The sequence below is a fragment of the Facklamia miroungae genome (assembly GCF_012396555.1).
GTDB classification, from domain to species: Bacteria; Bacillota; Bacilli; order Lactobacillales; family Aerococcaceae; genus Facklamia; species Facklamia miroungae.
Map to the genome: position 1 here is coordinate 302,890 of NZ_JAAXPS010000002.1, position 14,905 is coordinate 317,794.

General features: G+C 36.6%; 15 protein-coding genes. 12 read left to right on the forward strand and 3 right to left on the reverse strand.

Annotation, left to right across the window (positions count from 1 at the left end):
* The first annotated feature begins 14 nt into the window (after positions 1 to 14).
* Positions 15 to 2,333, forward strand: a complete 2,319-nt coding sequence (gene recJ, locus HF969_RS03510; RefSeq protein ID WP_090289385.1) for a single-stranded-DNA-specific exonuclease RecJ — start codon at positions 15 to 17, stop codon at positions 2,331 to 2,333.
* A gap of 1 nt (position 2,334) precedes the next feature.
* Positions 2,335 to 2,847 (forward strand): adenine phosphoribosyltransferase, encoded by a 513-nt coding sequence (locus tag HF969_RS03515; protein WP_090289386.1) that lies wholly within the window; start codon positions 2,335 to 2,337, stop codon positions 2,845 to 2,847.
* Between the two features lie 55 nt (positions 2,848 to 2,902).
* Here the strand turns inward: HF969_RS03515 and lexA are convergent, their stop codons facing one another.
* Positions 2,903 to 3,517, reverse strand: coding sequence for a transcriptional repressor LexA (lexA, locus tag HF969_RS03520; protein WP_090289387.1), 615 nt, complete (start codon positions 3,515 to 3,517; stop codon positions 2,903 to 2,905).
* Between the two features lie 88 nt (positions 3,518 to 3,605).
* Between lexA and HF969_RS03525 the strand changes: the two genes are divergently transcribed.
* Positions 3,606 to 3,848 carry a DUF896 domain-containing protein gene (locus tag HF969_RS03525; protein WP_090289388.1) on the forward strand — a complete coding sequence of 81 codons (243 nt, stop codon included), beginning with the start codon at positions 3,606 to 3,608 and terminating at the stop codon, positions 3,846 to 3,848.
* 47 nt (positions 3,849 to 3,895) lie between these two features.
* Complete coding sequence (locus HF969_RS03530; protein ID WP_090289389.1) at positions 3,896 to 4,114, forward strand: YneF family protein; 219 nt, start codon at positions 3,896 to 3,898, stop codon at positions 4,112 to 4,114.
* 81 nt (positions 4,115 to 4,195) lie between these two features.
* Here the strand turns inward: HF969_RS03530 and HF969_RS03535 are convergent, their stop codons facing one another.
* Complete coding sequence (locus tag HF969_RS03535) at positions 4,196 to 4,834, reverse strand: lysophospholipid acyltransferase family protein (RefSeq protein WP_090289390.1); 639 nt, start codon at positions 4,832 to 4,834, stop codon at positions 4,196 to 4,198.
* A 111-nt stretch (positions 4,835 to 4,945) separates the two neighbouring features.
* Here HF969_RS03535 and HF969_RS03540 point away from each other — a divergent pair, with 111 nt between their 5' ends.
* The 7 genes from HF969_RS03540 (at position 4,946) to HF969_RS03570 (ending at position 11,771) form a co-directional block, all read left to right on the forward strand.
* Positions 4,946 to 5,725, forward strand: coding sequence for a glutaminyl-peptide cyclotransferase (locus tag HF969_RS03540; RefSeq protein ID WP_090289391.1), 780 nt, complete (start codon positions 4,946 to 4,948; stop codon positions 5,723 to 5,725).
* Positions 5,726 to 5,743: 18 nt separating this feature from the next.
* Entirely contained in the window at positions 5,744 to 6,883 is a 1,140-nt protein-coding gene (tgt, locus tag HF969_RS03545; RefSeq protein ID WP_090289392.1) for a tRNA guanosine(34) transglycosylase Tgt, read from the forward strand.
* Between the two features lie 57 nt (positions 6,884 to 6,940).
* Complete coding sequence (yajC, locus tag HF969_RS03550; protein WP_090289393.1) at positions 6,941 to 7,318, forward strand: preprotein translocase subunit YajC; 378 nt, start codon at positions 6,941 to 6,943, stop codon at positions 7,316 to 7,318.
* A gap of 141 nt (positions 7,319 to 7,459) precedes the next feature.
* The gene (gene dinB, locus HF969_RS03555; protein WP_090289394.1) at positions 7,460 to 8,578 is read left to right on the forward strand and encodes a DNA polymerase IV; all 1,119 of its coding nucleotides are present in this window, start codon (positions 7,460 to 7,462) and stop codon (positions 8,576 to 8,578) included.
* A gap of 13 nt (positions 8,579 to 8,591) precedes the next feature.
* Positions 8,592 to 9,407, forward strand: a complete 816-nt coding sequence (locus HF969_RS03560; protein ID WP_090289395.1) for a ZIP family metal transporter — start codon at positions 8,592 to 8,594, stop codon at positions 9,405 to 9,407.
* Between the two features lie 46 nt (positions 9,408 to 9,453).
* On the forward strand, positions 9,454 to 10,788 hold the full coding sequence (locus tag HF969_RS03565; RefSeq protein ID WP_090289396.1) for a DRTGG domain-containing protein: 1,335 nt from the start codon (positions 9,454 to 9,456) through the stop codon (positions 10,786 to 10,788).
* Complete coding sequence (locus HF969_RS03570; RefSeq protein ID WP_090289397.1) at positions 10,788 to 11,771, forward strand: DHH family phosphoesterase; 984 nt, start codon at positions 10,788 to 10,790, stop codon at positions 11,769 to 11,771. Before HF969_RS03565 ends, HF969_RS03570 begins: the two co-directional genes overlap by 1 nt.
* Before the next feature lie 61 nt (positions 11,772 to 11,832).
* On the opposite strand, the gene zwf is transcribed toward HF969_RS03570, so the two are convergent.
* A complete protein-coding gene (zwf, locus tag HF969_RS03575; protein ID WP_090289398.1) occupies positions 11,833 to 13,275 on the reverse strand; it encodes a glucose-6-phosphate dehydrogenase in 1,443 nt (480 codons plus the stop codon).
* A gap of 150 nt (positions 13,276 to 13,425) precedes the next feature.
* Between zwf and HF969_RS03580 the strand changes: the two genes are divergently transcribed.
* Complete coding sequence (locus HF969_RS03580) at positions 13,426 to 14,760, forward strand: DEAD/DEAH box helicase (protein WP_090289399.1); 1,335 nt, start codon at positions 13,426 to 13,428, stop codon at positions 14,758 to 14,760.
* The last annotated feature ends 145 nt before the right edge of the window (positions 14,761 to 14,905 follow it).

A 14,905-nucleotide genomic window follows, 5' to 3' on the forward strand; every position in this document is an offset into this window, starting at 1 on the left:
TTAGGAGAATCAAAATGTTATCTAAATACCACTGGCATTTTTCAAAAAAAATAAGTGAAAGCCAAGCGTATGAAACCTTAAAAGAAGCGGGAGAAGATTATTCCCCCGCTTTTTTATCGATATGTTTTAATCGTGGTCTTCACAGTATCGAAGCAATTAAAAAAGCGACAGATCAAGAGCCCACACTGTATCACGATCCTTTTAAGCTCTACCAGATGGATAAAGCAGTTGAACGGATACATAGAGCGATTGAAAAAGAAGAAAAAATTCTTATTTATGGGGATTATGATGCAGATGGAATAACGTCTACCTTGATCCTTAAAGAAGCATTGGATACGTTAGGAGCAGATAGTCAAGTTTATTTACCTAATCGTTTTACTGACGGGTATGGGCCAAATGTTGATCGTTACCAAACCTTTATCGATCAAGGGATTCAATTGATTGTAACCGTTGATAATGGGGTAGCTGGTCATGAAGCTATTCAGGTAGCTCAAGATAAGGGAGTGGATGTAATTGTCACAGACCACCATGAGTTACAGGCAACCTTACCTGTAGCTTATGCTATAATTCATCCACGTCATCCGAAGGGTGATTATCCATTTGGTGATTTGTCCGGGGCTGGTGTCGCTTTTAAAGTAGCGACAGCCATCCTTGATGAAATACCCGTAGAAATGTTAGATTTAGTAGCTATAGGCACAGTTGCGGATATGGTGTCCCTCTTAGATGAAAATCGAACCCTCGTTATAGGAGGGATAAAGCAGTTAAAAGTTACTGATCGTCCAGGGTTACAACTTTTATTTAAAGAAAATTTGCAATCGATAGATGACCTGTCTGCTGAAACGATTGGATTTCTGATAGGACCTCGACTCAATGCCGTTGGTCGATTAGGAGACCCACGCCCTGGATTTGATTGGTTAGCAGCTTTAACGAAAGAAGAAGCATCTAATTTATTAGACTTTATTGAAAGTGAAAATAGGCAAAGACAAGAACTGGTTAGTCAAATTTTTGAAGAGGTGAGCGATCGAATAAATAGCTCGCAAGATATACCTTCAATTATTTGTCAAGCTTCCACGACTTGGCATCCGGGTGTTTTAGGAATTGTAGCGAGTCGGATATGTGACTTGTACCAACGTCCTTGTTTACTTTTCTTTTATGATGAAGAAAAACATCAATATCGCGGATCTGCTAGGTCAAAAGAAACTTTTAATTTATTTGAGAACCTTAGTCAGATAAAACAATACCTACTGCATTTTGGTGGACATAGTCAAGCAGCTGGCATGACGATCGAAGAAGATAGTTGGGAAGATTTCCAAAAACAATTACAGCTTTTAGCGGAAAAAGAACAAGATTCAATTAAAACTAAGCCAAGTCTTAATATAGATGCCAGTCTAGCAGTATCTGACATTAGTCTTCAGCTGATTGAAGAAATTCAAAGTTTAGGACCCTTTGGTATGCATAATCCCAAACCTGTTATCTTATTTGAAGACTTAACAATGACAGATAAGCGACTAATTGGTACCAATAAGCAACATGTAAAATTACAGTTTGAAGCGAATGCGTCAAAAGACTCCCTAGCAGCCATCGCTTTTAGCATGGCGGATAATTTGCAAGATTGTCAAGTGGGTAATCGCTTAAATGTAGTCGGAGAGCTTTCGATTAATGAATGGAAGAAACAAAAAGAGTGTCAATTAATCGTTAAAGATATTGCCGTAGACGGTGTGTGGTGGATTGATTATCGCGGGAAATCACAACTTGAAAAACTACAAAAGCTTTCGCAAGTCGTTTATTGCTTTCAAGATGAGAAGCATGCCAAATCTTTCTCAAATGGTTTAGATAGTAATCATCAAATAATGTTGTATGAAGAAATTGACCAGAAACTTGAGTATGAAGATTTAGTACTGATGGAACCACCTAAAAATCTTGACCAATTAAGAACCCTCTTAAAAGTCCAGACTTGGCAAAAAATTTATTTGGTCAGCATCGTTGTAGAATCTCGTTACTTGGCTGGACTCCCTCAACGAGAAGAGTTTGCAAAATTATATCGTTTTCTTCTTGAAAAAAAACAGATTCAGTTAAAAGATTTTCAAGACATTTCTAACTATTTAGTAATTCCATTAATAAAAATAAAAACAATGATTGTGGTGTTTTTTGAAGCAGGTTTTGTTACAATAAAAGATGGACTTGTGATAATGAACATGATTGAACAAGCCAATAAACATGACTTAATGCAATTACCTGCTATGCAAAAGTATCAGCAGGCAATGGAAGCAGAAAGAGTCTTGAACTTTCAAACGATCGATCAAGTAAAATCGTGGATAAATGAGGAGATTTAAAATGGATTATACTAACTATATAGCACGTGTTGATAATTACCCGGAACCAGGCATTATTTTCCGAGATATTACTCCCTTGATGGGAAATGGACCTGCCTTTGAAGCAGCAACTCAAGAAATCGTAGATTATGCTAAAGAATTACAAGTAGATATGGTTGTGGGGCCTGAAGCACGCGGTTTTATCATTGGATGCCCCGTCGCTTATGCTTTGGGAGTAGGATTTGCACCCGTTCGTAAAAAAGGCAAACTCCCTCGTGAAACCATTGAGGTTGATTATAGTTTAGAATATGGATCAAATATACTACAAATTCATAAAGATGCTATTCAGCCCGGTCAGAGAGTTTTAATAACTGACGACTTACTAGCAACAGGTGGAACAATTCAAGCTACGATCCAACTGGTTGAAAATCTAGGTGGAATTGTTGCAGGATGTGCTTTTCTAATTGAATTAGATGATCTAAAAGGTAGAGAAAAATTAGCAGGTCATGATTATTTTACACTCATGCATTATTAAAAAAACGCCTAGCCAATTAGAACTCAATTGGTTAGGCTAATCTTTGATAAAAAAGTTAATAATAACGATTAAGACTTACTACTTTGCCTAAAATGGAAACATTCGGCAAAATAATATCTTCCATTTGGTCATTTTCGGGTCTCAAAATAATGTGGTCTTTTTTCTTATAAAAAGTCTTACAAGTAGCTTCATTATCTTCGGTCATTGCAACGACAACTTCACCATTATTGGCTGTAGCTTGCTTGCGGACTGTAATAATATCGCCATCAAGAATACCAATATTAACCATTGAATCTCCTTTAATGATCAGCATAAATAATTCGCTAGAATCATATTGAAGATCTTTAGGCTTGGGATAGTATTCCATGGCTTCTTCCTCAGCAAGAATAGGAGCACCGGCTGCTACATAACCAAGTAAGGGGATCTTATCTGTCTTAATTCCAAGTTTTTGAATTCCTAAAGATGTAATCTCGATCGTGCGTGTTTTGCTAGCAGATCTTTCAATGAGTCCACTTTCTTCTAAACGGTCTAGATGGCCATGAACAGTTGAAGGAGAGGATAGTCCGACTCTTGTGCCTATTTCTCGAACAGTGGGTGGATAGCCATTTTCATTGAGCAACTCATGAATCGACTTTAAAACATTTAATTGTTTTGTAGTTATCTTGATCATTTCACTCACTCTTTCTTTATGATAGATTAATTTTAGCAGAAGTTCCGATCGAAATCAAACAAATGTTCGTAAAAAAGGAGGGATTGCTATGCTTTCTTCTTCAAAAATAGCTAGGATTAATGAATTAGCTAAATTACAAAAAGCAAAAGGCTTAACTGAAGCAGAAAAAGAAGAACAAAAGCAGCTGAGACAAGAATATTTAAAAGCATTTAGACAACATATGGCTAAGCAGGTAGAAGGTGTAAAAATTGTTGATCAAGATGGCAATGATTTAACACCTGAAAAAGTGAAACAAATTCAAAAAGCCAAGGGACTTCATAATCGTATATAATACAAGTCTTGGTTGATAATTAGAAAATAAATTTAAGGAGCGATTGTATGTCAACATTTTCATGGGTATTAATTGTTATTTTAGCATTGCTTTTAGGAGCACTTTTAGGATTCTTTATTTCACGAAAATATATGATGAACTACTTTAAGGAGAATCCACCGATCGATGAACGCATGATCACAGCGATGATGGCTCAAATGGGTCAAAAGCCTTCAAAGAAAAAAGTTCAACAAATCATGCAGTCAATGAAGATGCAATCTAAATAGAAAATGATAAAAACCTCCTTCCAAGATCAGTCTTAAATAACTGATTGACGGGAGGAGGTTTTTTATTTAGCTAGTAAATTTTTAATTTTTCTTTTTTGCTGGAACATAGCTATAATTTTGATCTAATTGTTGGTCTAAAGCGTCAAAAGCATTAGCGATTTTTTGGTCAATCTTGCCTAATTGTTCTTTGTTATAATCTAAATTTGAGTCATACTTAATCGCAGGACCAAAAGCTATTTTAGCTTTTTGACGTTTAAAAAAAGACTTAAGATCAAGAGGAGGTTGAATCGCTATTGGAATAATATCTTTTTTCGAAAGACGTTGAATAAAAGCGGTGCCCCCCTTAATTTCTGTTGAATAACGACTACCTGAAGGGAAAATACCCAAATTTAAATTTTCTTGCGTTAATTGTTTAACAGCAAATTTTATGGCTTTAGGACTTGGTTTTTCTCGATTAACCGGAAAAACGTATACCTTTCTTAAAATCTTAGCAAATAAAGAATTGCGGAACAGGGATTCCTTTGACATAAATGAGATTGGGACGGGGTAAAGTTCAATGGCTAGATATAAAGGATCCCAAAATGATCGGTGTGTGGCCGCTAAAATAAAGGTTGACTGATCTGGATTGGGAATATTTTCTTTACCGATTACATGGGGTTTCCCATTAAAAATGCGGAAGAGGAAGCGAAGAATTCCGAAAACAAATTGATAAAATGTCATTTTAAATTTCCTTTCACAAACAATGTTTGTTATCATTTTACCAAGATTCTTTTAAGTTGCAAGCCAGCATATATAGCTGTAAATTTCAAGTATTATAAGGGAGGAATGAAAATGTATAAGCTCTTATCGATCTCTTTATTAATCATAGCTAGTCTTATATATACACACCCAGTTTTATCAACTACTCAATCAGGAGAGGTAGAATTAATCGAATCCTATCCTGTCAATGAACAACTTTTTATTCAAGGATTTGAACTAGATGATGATAAGAGATTATTAGTAGGGACAGGACTATATGGAGAATCGGCTTGGGGTTATTTTGATTGGGAGCTAGGCCTTTTAGACCGGTCCATTGAATTAGATAAAATGTACTTTGGCGAAGGCATTTCGAAAAGAAACAATGACTTATGGCAACTCACATGGAAAGAAGGCAAAGTCTTTCAGTGGGACTTAGCCAATGCACAGCTCTTAAAAACGTATGAACTAGACCGCGAAGGCTGGGGACTAGCATATAATGATAAGAAAGATCAATTCTTTTTATCGGACGGTTCGTCTACTATTTTTATATATAAGCCGAATGGTTTTGAGTTGGTTGATCAACTAAAAGTAACGTTAGATGGCGAACCAGTAGATCAATTAAATGAGCTGGAATATGCTAATGGTGCAATTTATGCTAATATCTGGTATGATAATCGCATTGTGAAAATTGATCCTGATACAGGTGAAATTAAAAAGGTATATGATTTAACGACTTTGTTAGATCAGTTAGATCTAACTGATGTTCAAAAAGATAAGATGGATGTCTTAAACGGCATCGCTCAAATTGAAGGCGATCAGTTTTATATCACGGGTAAAAATTATCCACTTATCTTTAAAGTTAATTTGAAATAACAGGAAGGAAGGCTTATATTGGCTGCAGTATCATATGAATTAATCAAAGAAGAAAAACACACAGGGGCGAGGTTAGGGATTCTTCATACGCCACATGGTTCTTTCGAAACCCCCATGTATATGCCGGTTGGGACATTAGCGACGGTCAAATCCTTATCCCCAGAAGAATTAAAGGCCATGGGAGCAGGAGTTATCCTAAGTAATACCTATCATTTATGGTTACGACCAGGTGAGGACATTGTTGAAGAAGCAGGCGGACTGCATCAGTTTATGAATTGGGACCAGGGAATTTTAACCGATTCTGGTGGTTTTCAAGTTTTTTCTCTGAGTGAAATTCGTGATATTGAAGAAGAAGGGGTTCATTTTCGTAATCATATTTCAGGGGAAAAATTATTTTTATCACCTGAAAAGGCCATTCAAATTCAAAATGCTTTAGGTTCTGATATTATGATGTCATTTGATGAGTGTCCGGACTATCATCAACCTTATGATTACGTCAAAAAATCAATTGCAAGAACAACACGGTGGGCTGAAAGAGGACTTAAAGCCCATCAGAATCCTGATAAACAAGCCCTCTTCGGCATCTGTCAGGGGGCTGGCTATAAGGATTTACGTTTGGAACATGCTAAGGATATGATCGCTTTAGATTTTCCGGGTTATTCGATCGGTGGTCTTTCAGTCGGAGAGACGAAAGAGGAAATGAACGAAGTGCTCGATTATTTAATGCCTGTTTTTCCGAAAAATAAACCACGTTATTTGATGGGCGTAGGCTCACCAGATGCCCTAATTGATGGGGCTATTCGTGGTGTAGATATGTTTGATTGTGTCTTAGCGACGCGGATTGCTCGTAATGGGACTTGTATGACTTCCCAAGGCAGACTGGTTGTAAAAAATGCAAAATATGCCCGAGATTACAGCCCAATAGATCTCAAGTGTGATTGTTATACCTGTCGTAATTATAGTCGAGCTTATGTAAGACATTTGATGAAGAGTCAAGAGACTTTTGGCTTAAGATTAACTTCGATTCATAATACGCACTTTCTATTACAATTAATGCGTGATGTCCGTCAGGCGATTCGAGAAGACAATCTATTAGATTTCCGTCAAGCCTTTCGTGAAGAGTATGGCTATAATAAACCGAATGCACCTGAATTTTGATGGAGAAAATTCAAATAAACTGTTATAATGTAGAAGATATTAAGAGGAGGAATTTTAATGAATAATTCTTATTTTACTTTTTTACCAATGATTATCATGTTCGCTCTATTTTACTTTATGCTGATCCGTCCACAGCGAAAGGCCGCTGAAGCAAAACGCAAAATGATCGAATCGATGCAAGCAGGCGACGGAGTGGTTACGATTGGTGGATTACATGGAATCATTGATGAAGTGAACCAACAAGATGGATTAGTTGTAATTGATTGCGAAGGCGTGTATCTAACTTTCGAACTTAGTGCAATCGCTAATGTTTTAAAAAGTGCCGGACATAATGAAGAATTAGAAGAAGCCTATGACCATTCACAAGACTCAGAATTTTCTTCAGAAGAAGAAAATTCAGTAGACGGTGAATTAGAAACGGATACTAATTTATAAAAGTTGGTATTCAAAATGAATAGTTGAGAACATTTATTAGTAGGTAGTATTTACTTATTAATAAATGTTTTTTCGCTTATTTATTATCACTAAGACGACATTTAATAGAGGTATGAATGTTAAGTCTTTAGGGGGCTAATTATGAAGTATGGCTTACTAACATTTGATGATCCAAAACCAGATACCTCACGGAAAATATTACATGTCGATATGGACGCTTTCTACGCTTCGATTGAAATTCGTGATAATCCAAGTTTAAAAAATCAACCCGTAGTCATAGCTAAACATCCTAAATTAACCAATGGACGCGGTATCGTAACTACTTGTAACTATATTGCTCGTCAATATGGTATTCATTCAGCGATGTCCTCATTGGAGGCTTATAAGAGATGTCCGCAAGCAATTTTTATAAAGGGGAATATGGCTCATTATCGATCGATTTCGCAAGAAATTCGTCAGATTTTTTATCAATATACTGATCGAGTAGAGCCCTTATCATTAGATGAAGCCTATCTAGATGTGACTCAAAACCATTATCATGAAAATTCTGCCTTAAAAATGGCCCAGTTGATTCAAAAACAGATTTTGGAAGAAACAGGTTTAACTTGTTCGGTGGGAGTTTCTTATAATAAATTCATTGCAAAGCTAGCCTCTGATTTTCATAAACCAAGCGGTATTACCTTAGTGACTCCTGAAGAGGCTATTCCTTTTCTTCATGCGCTTCCTATTAAAGATTTTTATGGCGTTGGACAGAAATCATTGACCTATTTTGAAAGCCAAGGTATTAAGACAGGAAGTGATCTTGCAAAATTTTCTTTAGAAGAATTAATTGCAAGATTTGGCAAGATGGGACATTCTCTATACTTTAAAGTGCGAGGGATTCATAATGCGCCCGTCAGCCGTGATCGCGAGCGAAAATCTTTAGGAACTGAACAAACCTTCCAGAATTTTCTTGCAGATGAGGATGTTATTAAGGAGAAGATTCGTCAACTTGTGCTAAAAATTAATCATGAACTTGATACGAAGCACCTATATTGTCAGACACTTACTTTAAAAATTCGCTATGCTGATTTTGAAACAATGACTCGACAGGATAGCTTTGCTTATCCGACCAAAGATCGGTATCAGTTAATTAATATGGCTTTAGAATTGTGGGATGAACATGGAAAATTAGAAAAGGATATTCGCTTATTAGGTATTTCCGTTTCAAAATTATTAGATCCCCAAAGTCAGCCATTTCCGATACAATTAGAGCTATAATGGAGGTATTGAAATGGGATGGTTTATCCAATTGAATCCTGTTTATCAAGCGGGGATTGCGGGTATAGGAACCTGGTTATGCACAGTACTAGGAGCATCCTTTGTCTTTTTAGTTAGAAAAATAGACAGTAAATTATTAGCAATGATGCAAGGTTTAGCTGGTGGAATTATGGTGGCTGCTTCTTTCTGGTCACTTCTAGCTCCCGCTCTTGAACAACAAGCTAGTGTGGAGTCAAACATACCCGAATGGTTTCCGGCGGCGGTTGGATTCTTAGCAGGAGGAATCTTCTTACGATTAATCGATAAATTTGTGCCACATTTGCATTATGCTGGGGACCATGGGGACACGAATCTCAGTGAAACAAGTCTATCAAAAACGTGGATGCTTTTTTTAGCAGTGACCATTCATAATATTCCTGAAGGTATGGCTATTGGTGTAGCCTTTGCTGCTGCTACGATCGGAATCGAGGGAGCAACTTTAGCTTCGGCGATAAGTTTGGCAATTGGTATCGGTATTCAAAATATCCCTGAAGGGTCAGCCCTTTCACTGCCATTAATGGGAGAAGGTAAGGGCAAAGGCTATGCCTTTAACATGGGTCAAATGTCTGCTCTAGTAGAACCATTTGGCGCTATGATAGGGGCAGCCACTGTCTTAGCAATGCAGACCATCTTGCCTTATGCTCTTTCTTTTGCTGCTGGTGCTATGATTTTCGTGGTGGTTGAAGAATTAATTCCTGAATCGCAAACTGAAGGTAACACGGATATAGCTACGATGAGTTTTATGGCAGGATTTGTGATTATGATGATTTTAGACGTAGCTTTGGGTTAGATAATGAAGCAAGGTATGATTATTTTAAGGAAAATGAGGTGAGTCCATGGGAACAAAGCATGACCGCATTATTCAATACATTCAATCCTTACCTATCGGGAATAAGATTTCCGTTAGAGGAATAGCTAAGCAATTACAAGTGAGCGAAGGAACAGCTTATCGAGCCATTAAGGATGCTGAGGAAAAAGGTTTAGTTTCGACCATTGAACGGGTGGGAACGATTCGTATTGAACAAAAAAACCATCTATCAGCGGGTCATTTAACTTTTAGAGACATTATACCGCTTATCGATGGAGAAGTCTTAGGCGGGCAAAATGGTCTCGATAAACCCCTCACCAAATTTATCATTGGTGCAATGACCTTACATGCAATGGAACGTTACTTTGAAAGTCAGACCTTAATTATTGTTGGAAATCGCTCAGAAGTACATCGTCATTCCTTAAAACATGGAATTGCTGTATTAATTACTGGTGGCTTTGAAACAGATTTAGATGTTATTCGTTTGGCAAATCAGCAAGAACTCCCAATTATATCGACCAGTTATGATACTTTTACCGTTGCCTCTTTAATTAATCAATCAATTAATGAACAAATGATAAAGCAAGAAATTGTCACGGTTGAACAAGTCTATACACCGATTGAAAGTACTGTTTCACTCGAGCCATCAGATACGATTGAAAATTTCAAGAAAAAATCCAATGAAACAGGCCTTTCAAGATTTCCTGTGGTTACAAACAATCGATTGGTTGGAGTTGTTACAGCCAATGATTTAATGGGGCGTGGGAATAATGTTTCAATTGAAAGGGCCATGAGCAAAAATGTAATTACAGTTAAACCACATATGAGTTTAGCATCGGTTTCTTATAAGATGATCTGGGAAGACATTGAAATGATCCCAGTTGTTGCAGATAATTTACAACTTTTGGGTGTAGTTTCACGCCAAGACGTCATGAAGGCTTTACAAAATGTCCAACAACAGCCCCAGACGGCCAATACTTTTGAACACGAACTTTTAAAACACCTAGTGGAAGTTAATCGCAATGACTTTAAAAATCGCTATGATTATCAATTTAAGGTTCAACCTCAAATGGTAAACCATTTAGGAACTCTCTCTTATGGCGGGTTGTGTGAATTAATTGCCCAAGTTGCAATTATTAAAGTTAAGGAATTGACTGGCCATAATAATATCCTCGAATCTTTAAATCTTAATTATTTTACTTTTATACAGTTAGGCAATCTCATAGATTTTCAAGTAGAAATATCAAACTATAATCGACGCTCAGCGATTTCTCAAGTAAGAGTATATGTTGAGAATATTCTTGTTGCCCAAGCTACAGTAGGCACGCAAATGGTAAATAAAAGACAGAAGGAGTTCAACTAATGATACTTAAGCAAAGCTTAATTGATAAATTAATTAGTTTGGTTGACCAATATGACCGTATAATCTTGCATCGCCATATTAATCCAGATCCTGATGCTATTGGATCTCAGTTAGGTTTAAAGGCGATTATCCAAACTAAATTCCCAGATAAGACCGTCCTAGCTGCTGGGAAAATAGGTAAAGGATTAGAGTGGTTAGGACAAATGGATACCGTGGAAAAACAAGACTATGAAGATGCTTTAGTGATTGTTCTTGATACCCCTATCTTCGAACGAATCGATGGTAATGATAAAATCTTAAATAATCCTCTAATCAAAATCGATCATCATCTTATTGTCGAACATTTTGCAGATTTAGAAATTGTAGAAATAGCAAGTTCCTCAACAGCTGAATTAATCACCAAGATCCTCATGCAAGCAGGTAGTAAATTGCCTCTTTCGCCGGAAGCTGCCACTTATTTGTATGCGGGTGTTGCCGGCGATACTGGACGTTTTCTTCACTCGAACACGACCCAAGCAACTTTTGAAGCTGTGGCCTATCTCATGCAGCATCAAGCTGACAATACGTGGATAAACCGAAAGATGAATGAGTTTTCTCTTAATGAATTAAACTTTCAATCCTTTGCTATTGCTCAAATTGAATTATTCGAAGCAGGAGTAGCTGCGATGACCCTTAAGCAGGCTGATTTGATTCAGAGAAAGATATCTGTTGAAGATACGAATGCTGTGACCAATATACCAGGCCGTTTAAAGGAAGTCCTAACATGGGTTATTTTTATTGAGAAAGAAGATTCCTATGGGGAATACCGCGCTCGCATTCGTTCAAAGGGACCAAACATTCACCAAGTAGCGATTCAATTTAAGGGCGGTGGACATGAAATGGCTTCTGGAGCAAATGTCTATGACGAAGAAGAGAAAAATGACTTAATTGACCAAATGATTCAAGTTAATAAGGAATATTTAAAGAATCAAGTTAATCCTTAAAGACAAAATCCCTCGCTTTCAACTTTTTGAATGAAAGTGGGGGATTTTAAAATGAAATAACTTATTCATTAAACCAAAAGCGATGGTCTTTTTCAATTAACCAGTCACCTGCCTCCGGGCCGTTGGATTGAGCGGGATAAAAAGCCAAGTCTGGGATATCTTCTTCTTGCCATAGTGAATGAATGGAATCAATAAATTGCCAGGCATATTTAACTTCAAGAAAATGAGCAAAGTTACTAAGATCTCCGTTCATACAGTCAAAAAGTAACTTTTCATAATCTCCAGGAATTATTTTTGCTAATTCATGGGGAAGTTGGTAGGAAAGATGAAGCTCTTTTATTTCTTTGCAGTGGGTCGAATCAGATTGTGATAAAGCCAAACGTATACCTGGTTTAGGAGCTAATTCAATTTGTAAATAATTAGCTGGAATATTTTCGGCTTCCTTTTTATAAATAATTTTAATGTCGGTTTGTTTATTGTTAAGTTGTTTACCAGAGCGAAGATAAATAGGTGTATGAAGCCAATTTTCTTGATCAATACCTATTTTTAAGGCCATATAGGTCTCTGTTTTTGAGTCAGGAGCTACATTTTTTTCCTGTCGATAGGCTATTTCTTTTTGATCCTTACTCATTATATATTGCCCACGAACAACATGCTCTTTTAAATCTTTCAAGTTTGCGTAATGTTTTAGTTGTTTGAGTCTAGCAATTTTTTTCTGACGTAAAGATTCGTTACTGGTATTTTCAGGAAGATCCATCGTAACCAACGTTAAAAGCTGTAAGGCATGGTTTTGAATCATATCACGACTGACACCGCTTGTTTCATAATAAGTTCCACGTTCGCCAACACCCAACTCTTCATCTAAAGTGATTTGGATATGGTCGATATGGGTTGGATCCCATAAGAAACGACTGAGAAAATTGTTCATACGGATGGGTAGTATTTGATTAACAATACTTTTACCTAAGTAGTGGTCAATACGATAGATTTGTTCTTCACTAAAAGATTGAGTGAGTTGAGCTTGTAATTCTTCAGCGCTATTTTCATTGTATCCGAAAGGTTTTTCAATAATTAAACGATTATAACCTTTTTTAGTGAGTAAGCCTTGTTCTTTTAATTGACTGGTAATAATCGGAAATAAATTTGGGGATAAAGATATATAAAAAATTTGATTGCCATTTGTTTGATATTTTTTTGCAAGTAAGTGGGATAATTTTTTTAAGTCAAAATATTGTTCGACCTGCTTAACATCATTGGATTGATAATAGAAGTGCGATAGAAAAGCTTCAATATTATCATTTACCTGGATACCTTCATTAAGACTTTCTCTAATAATTTGGCGGAAAAAGTCATGATCCCATTCACGTCGAGCGGTTCCGATAATTGCAAAATGTTCAGCTAAGAAACCTTTATTATATAACTGATAAAGAGCAGGATATAATTTACGGCGGGCCAAATCACCACTAGCCCCAAAAATAGTCATGATTAAGCGATAATCTTTCATCTTTAAGCCTCCAATTTCATATAGTTTTCATTATATCAAAATAGCCTTTGGATTCAACCTACAGAATCGGTCATATTTAATTAAAGAGCATTGTGGTATACTATTTGGCAAAAGATAGTCAATATCAAGTAACAAATAAAGGAGAGTATAATGAATTTTAATGAATTAAATATAAAACCTTTTATTAAAGATACCCTAAATAGTATTTCTTTTAAAAAAATGACGTCAGTCCAAGAAGAGGTGATTCCTCTTGCACTGAAGGGTGAAAGTTTGATCGTACAGTCGCAAACGGGGTCTGGTAAAACACATGCTTTTTTGATTCCGATATTGAATCAAATTGTCCCAGATGATCAAAAGGTTCAAGCGGTTATCACTGCACCAAGCCGTGAATTAGCTAATCAGATTTATGAATTTGCAATGGAACTAGTAGGAGATCAGAGCGAAGAAATTCGTGTATCTCGTTTTGTTGGGGGTACTGATAAGGAAAGACAGATTGAAAAACTAGGAAATCAGCAACCTCATTTAGTGATTGGAACGCCTGGTAGGATTTTTGATTTAATGCAAGAAAATGCCTTATGGGTTCAAAGTGCAAAAACACTCGTTGTCGATGAAGCCGATATGACATTTGACTTAGGTTTTTTAGCAATTGTTGATGAAATTGCTTCTCGAATGGCAGAAAGGCTTCAAATGATGGTTTTTTCAGCTACCATTCCTCAACAGGTTTCTGTTTTCTTAAATAAATATATGACAGGTCCCAAAGAAATCACTATCGAACCCAAACAAGTTTTAACTGATCAAGTAGAAAATTATTTAATTGATACCAAAGGAGTTAAACGTGAAGAATTAGTTTATAATTTACTGACCATAGGGCAACCTTATTTGGCGATTATCTTTTGTAATACGCGTAGTTATGCTGATGAGATAAGTGGATTTCTTAAAGGGAAAGGGTTAAAAGTCGCCACCATTCATGGTGGAATACCTCCCAGAGAAAGAAACAGGATCATGAAACAAATTCGAAATTTAGAGTTTCAGTATGTGGTTGCTTCCGATCTAGCTGCTAGAGGTATTGATATTCCAGGTATTTCTCATGTGATCAATACGGAGCTGCCTAAAGATTTAGAATTTTTTATCCATCGAGTAGGTCGTACGGCTCGAAATGAATTGACTGGAACCGCGTATACTTTCATGGGGCCAAATGATGAAGCTGCAATTGCTAGTCTGGAAGCTAAGGGAATTGAATTTACTGAGGTCAAGTATAGTCATGGTGAATTGAAAGAAGTGGATCATCGAATCCGACGAACAGCCCGAAAGAATACCCAAGATCAGACTCCGGATCCTAAAGTGAAACAGCTTCTCAATCGAGCTAAAAAGGCTAAAGTAAAGCCCGGTTACAAGCATAAGTTAAAACAAGAAATAAAAGAGCATAAGCGTTCAACCAATCGCCGCCAAAGTAAATTGAAGGCTAGACAAGAACGTAAGAAGTAAAAAAAGGACTCCTAATTATGTACTGAACCCCTAAATCCGGACTCGGATAGAGGGGTTCTTTTTATGTCTAAATATTCAAAAGGATTTAAAATCAAATTAGTGAATGAATATCTTGATGGAACGACCGGTGGTCGTGATTTAATAG

What these genes read in the sequence shown, in the direction of transcription:
- recJ (WP_090289385.1), top strand. Translation starts at nt 15, where the DNA reads ATGTTATCTAAATACCACTGGCATTTTTCAAAAAAAATAAGTGAAAGC.
- HF969_RS03515 (WP_090289386.1), top strand. Translation starts at nt 2,335, where the DNA reads ATGGATTATACTAACTATATAGCACGTGTTGATAATTACCCGGAACCA.
- lexA (WP_090289387.1), bottom strand. Translation starts at nt 3,517, where the DNA reads ATGATCAAGATAACTACAAAACAATTAAATGTTTTAAAGTCGATTCAT.
- HF969_RS03525 (WP_090289388.1), top strand. Translation starts at nt 3,606, where the DNA reads ATGCTTTCTTCTTCAAAAATAGCTAGGATTAATGAATTAGCTAAATTA.
- HF969_RS03530 (WP_090289389.1), top strand. Translation starts at nt 3,896, where the DNA reads ATGTCAACATTTTCATGGGTATTAATTGTTATTTTAGCATTGCTTTTA.
- HF969_RS03535 (WP_090289390.1), bottom strand. Translation starts at nt 4,834, where the DNA reads ATGACATTTTATCAATTTGTTTTCGGAATTCTTCGCTTCCTCTTCCGC.
- HF969_RS03540 (WP_090289391.1), top strand. Translation starts at nt 4,946, where the DNA reads ATGTATAAGCTCTTATCGATCTCTTTATTAATCATAGCTAGTCTTATA.
- yajC (WP_090289393.1), top strand. Translation starts at nt 6,941, where the DNA reads ATGAATAATTCTTATTTTACTTTTTTACCAATGATTATCATGTTCGCT.
- dinB (WP_090289394.1), top strand. Translation starts at nt 7,460, where the DNA reads ATGAAGTATGGCTTACTAACATTTGATGATCCAAAACCAGATACCTCA.
- HF969_RS03560 (WP_090289395.1), top strand. Translation starts at nt 8,592, where the DNA reads ATGGGATGGTTTATCCAATTGAATCCTGTTTATCAAGCGGGGATTGCG.
- HF969_RS03565 (WP_090289396.1), top strand. Translation starts at nt 9,454, where the DNA reads ATGGGAACAAAGCATGACCGCATTATTCAATACATTCAATCCTTACCT.
- HF969_RS03570 (WP_090289397.1), top strand. Translation starts at nt 10,788, where the DNA reads ATGATACTTAAGCAAAGCTTAATTGATAAATTAATTAGTTTGGTTGAC.
- zwf (WP_090289398.1), bottom strand. Translation starts at nt 13,275, where the DNA reads ATGAAAGATTATCGCTTAATCATGACTATTTTTGGGGCTAGTGGTGAT.
- HF969_RS03580 (WP_090289399.1), top strand. Translation starts at nt 13,426, where the DNA reads ATGAATTTTAATGAATTAAATATAAAACCTTTTATTAAAGATACCCTA.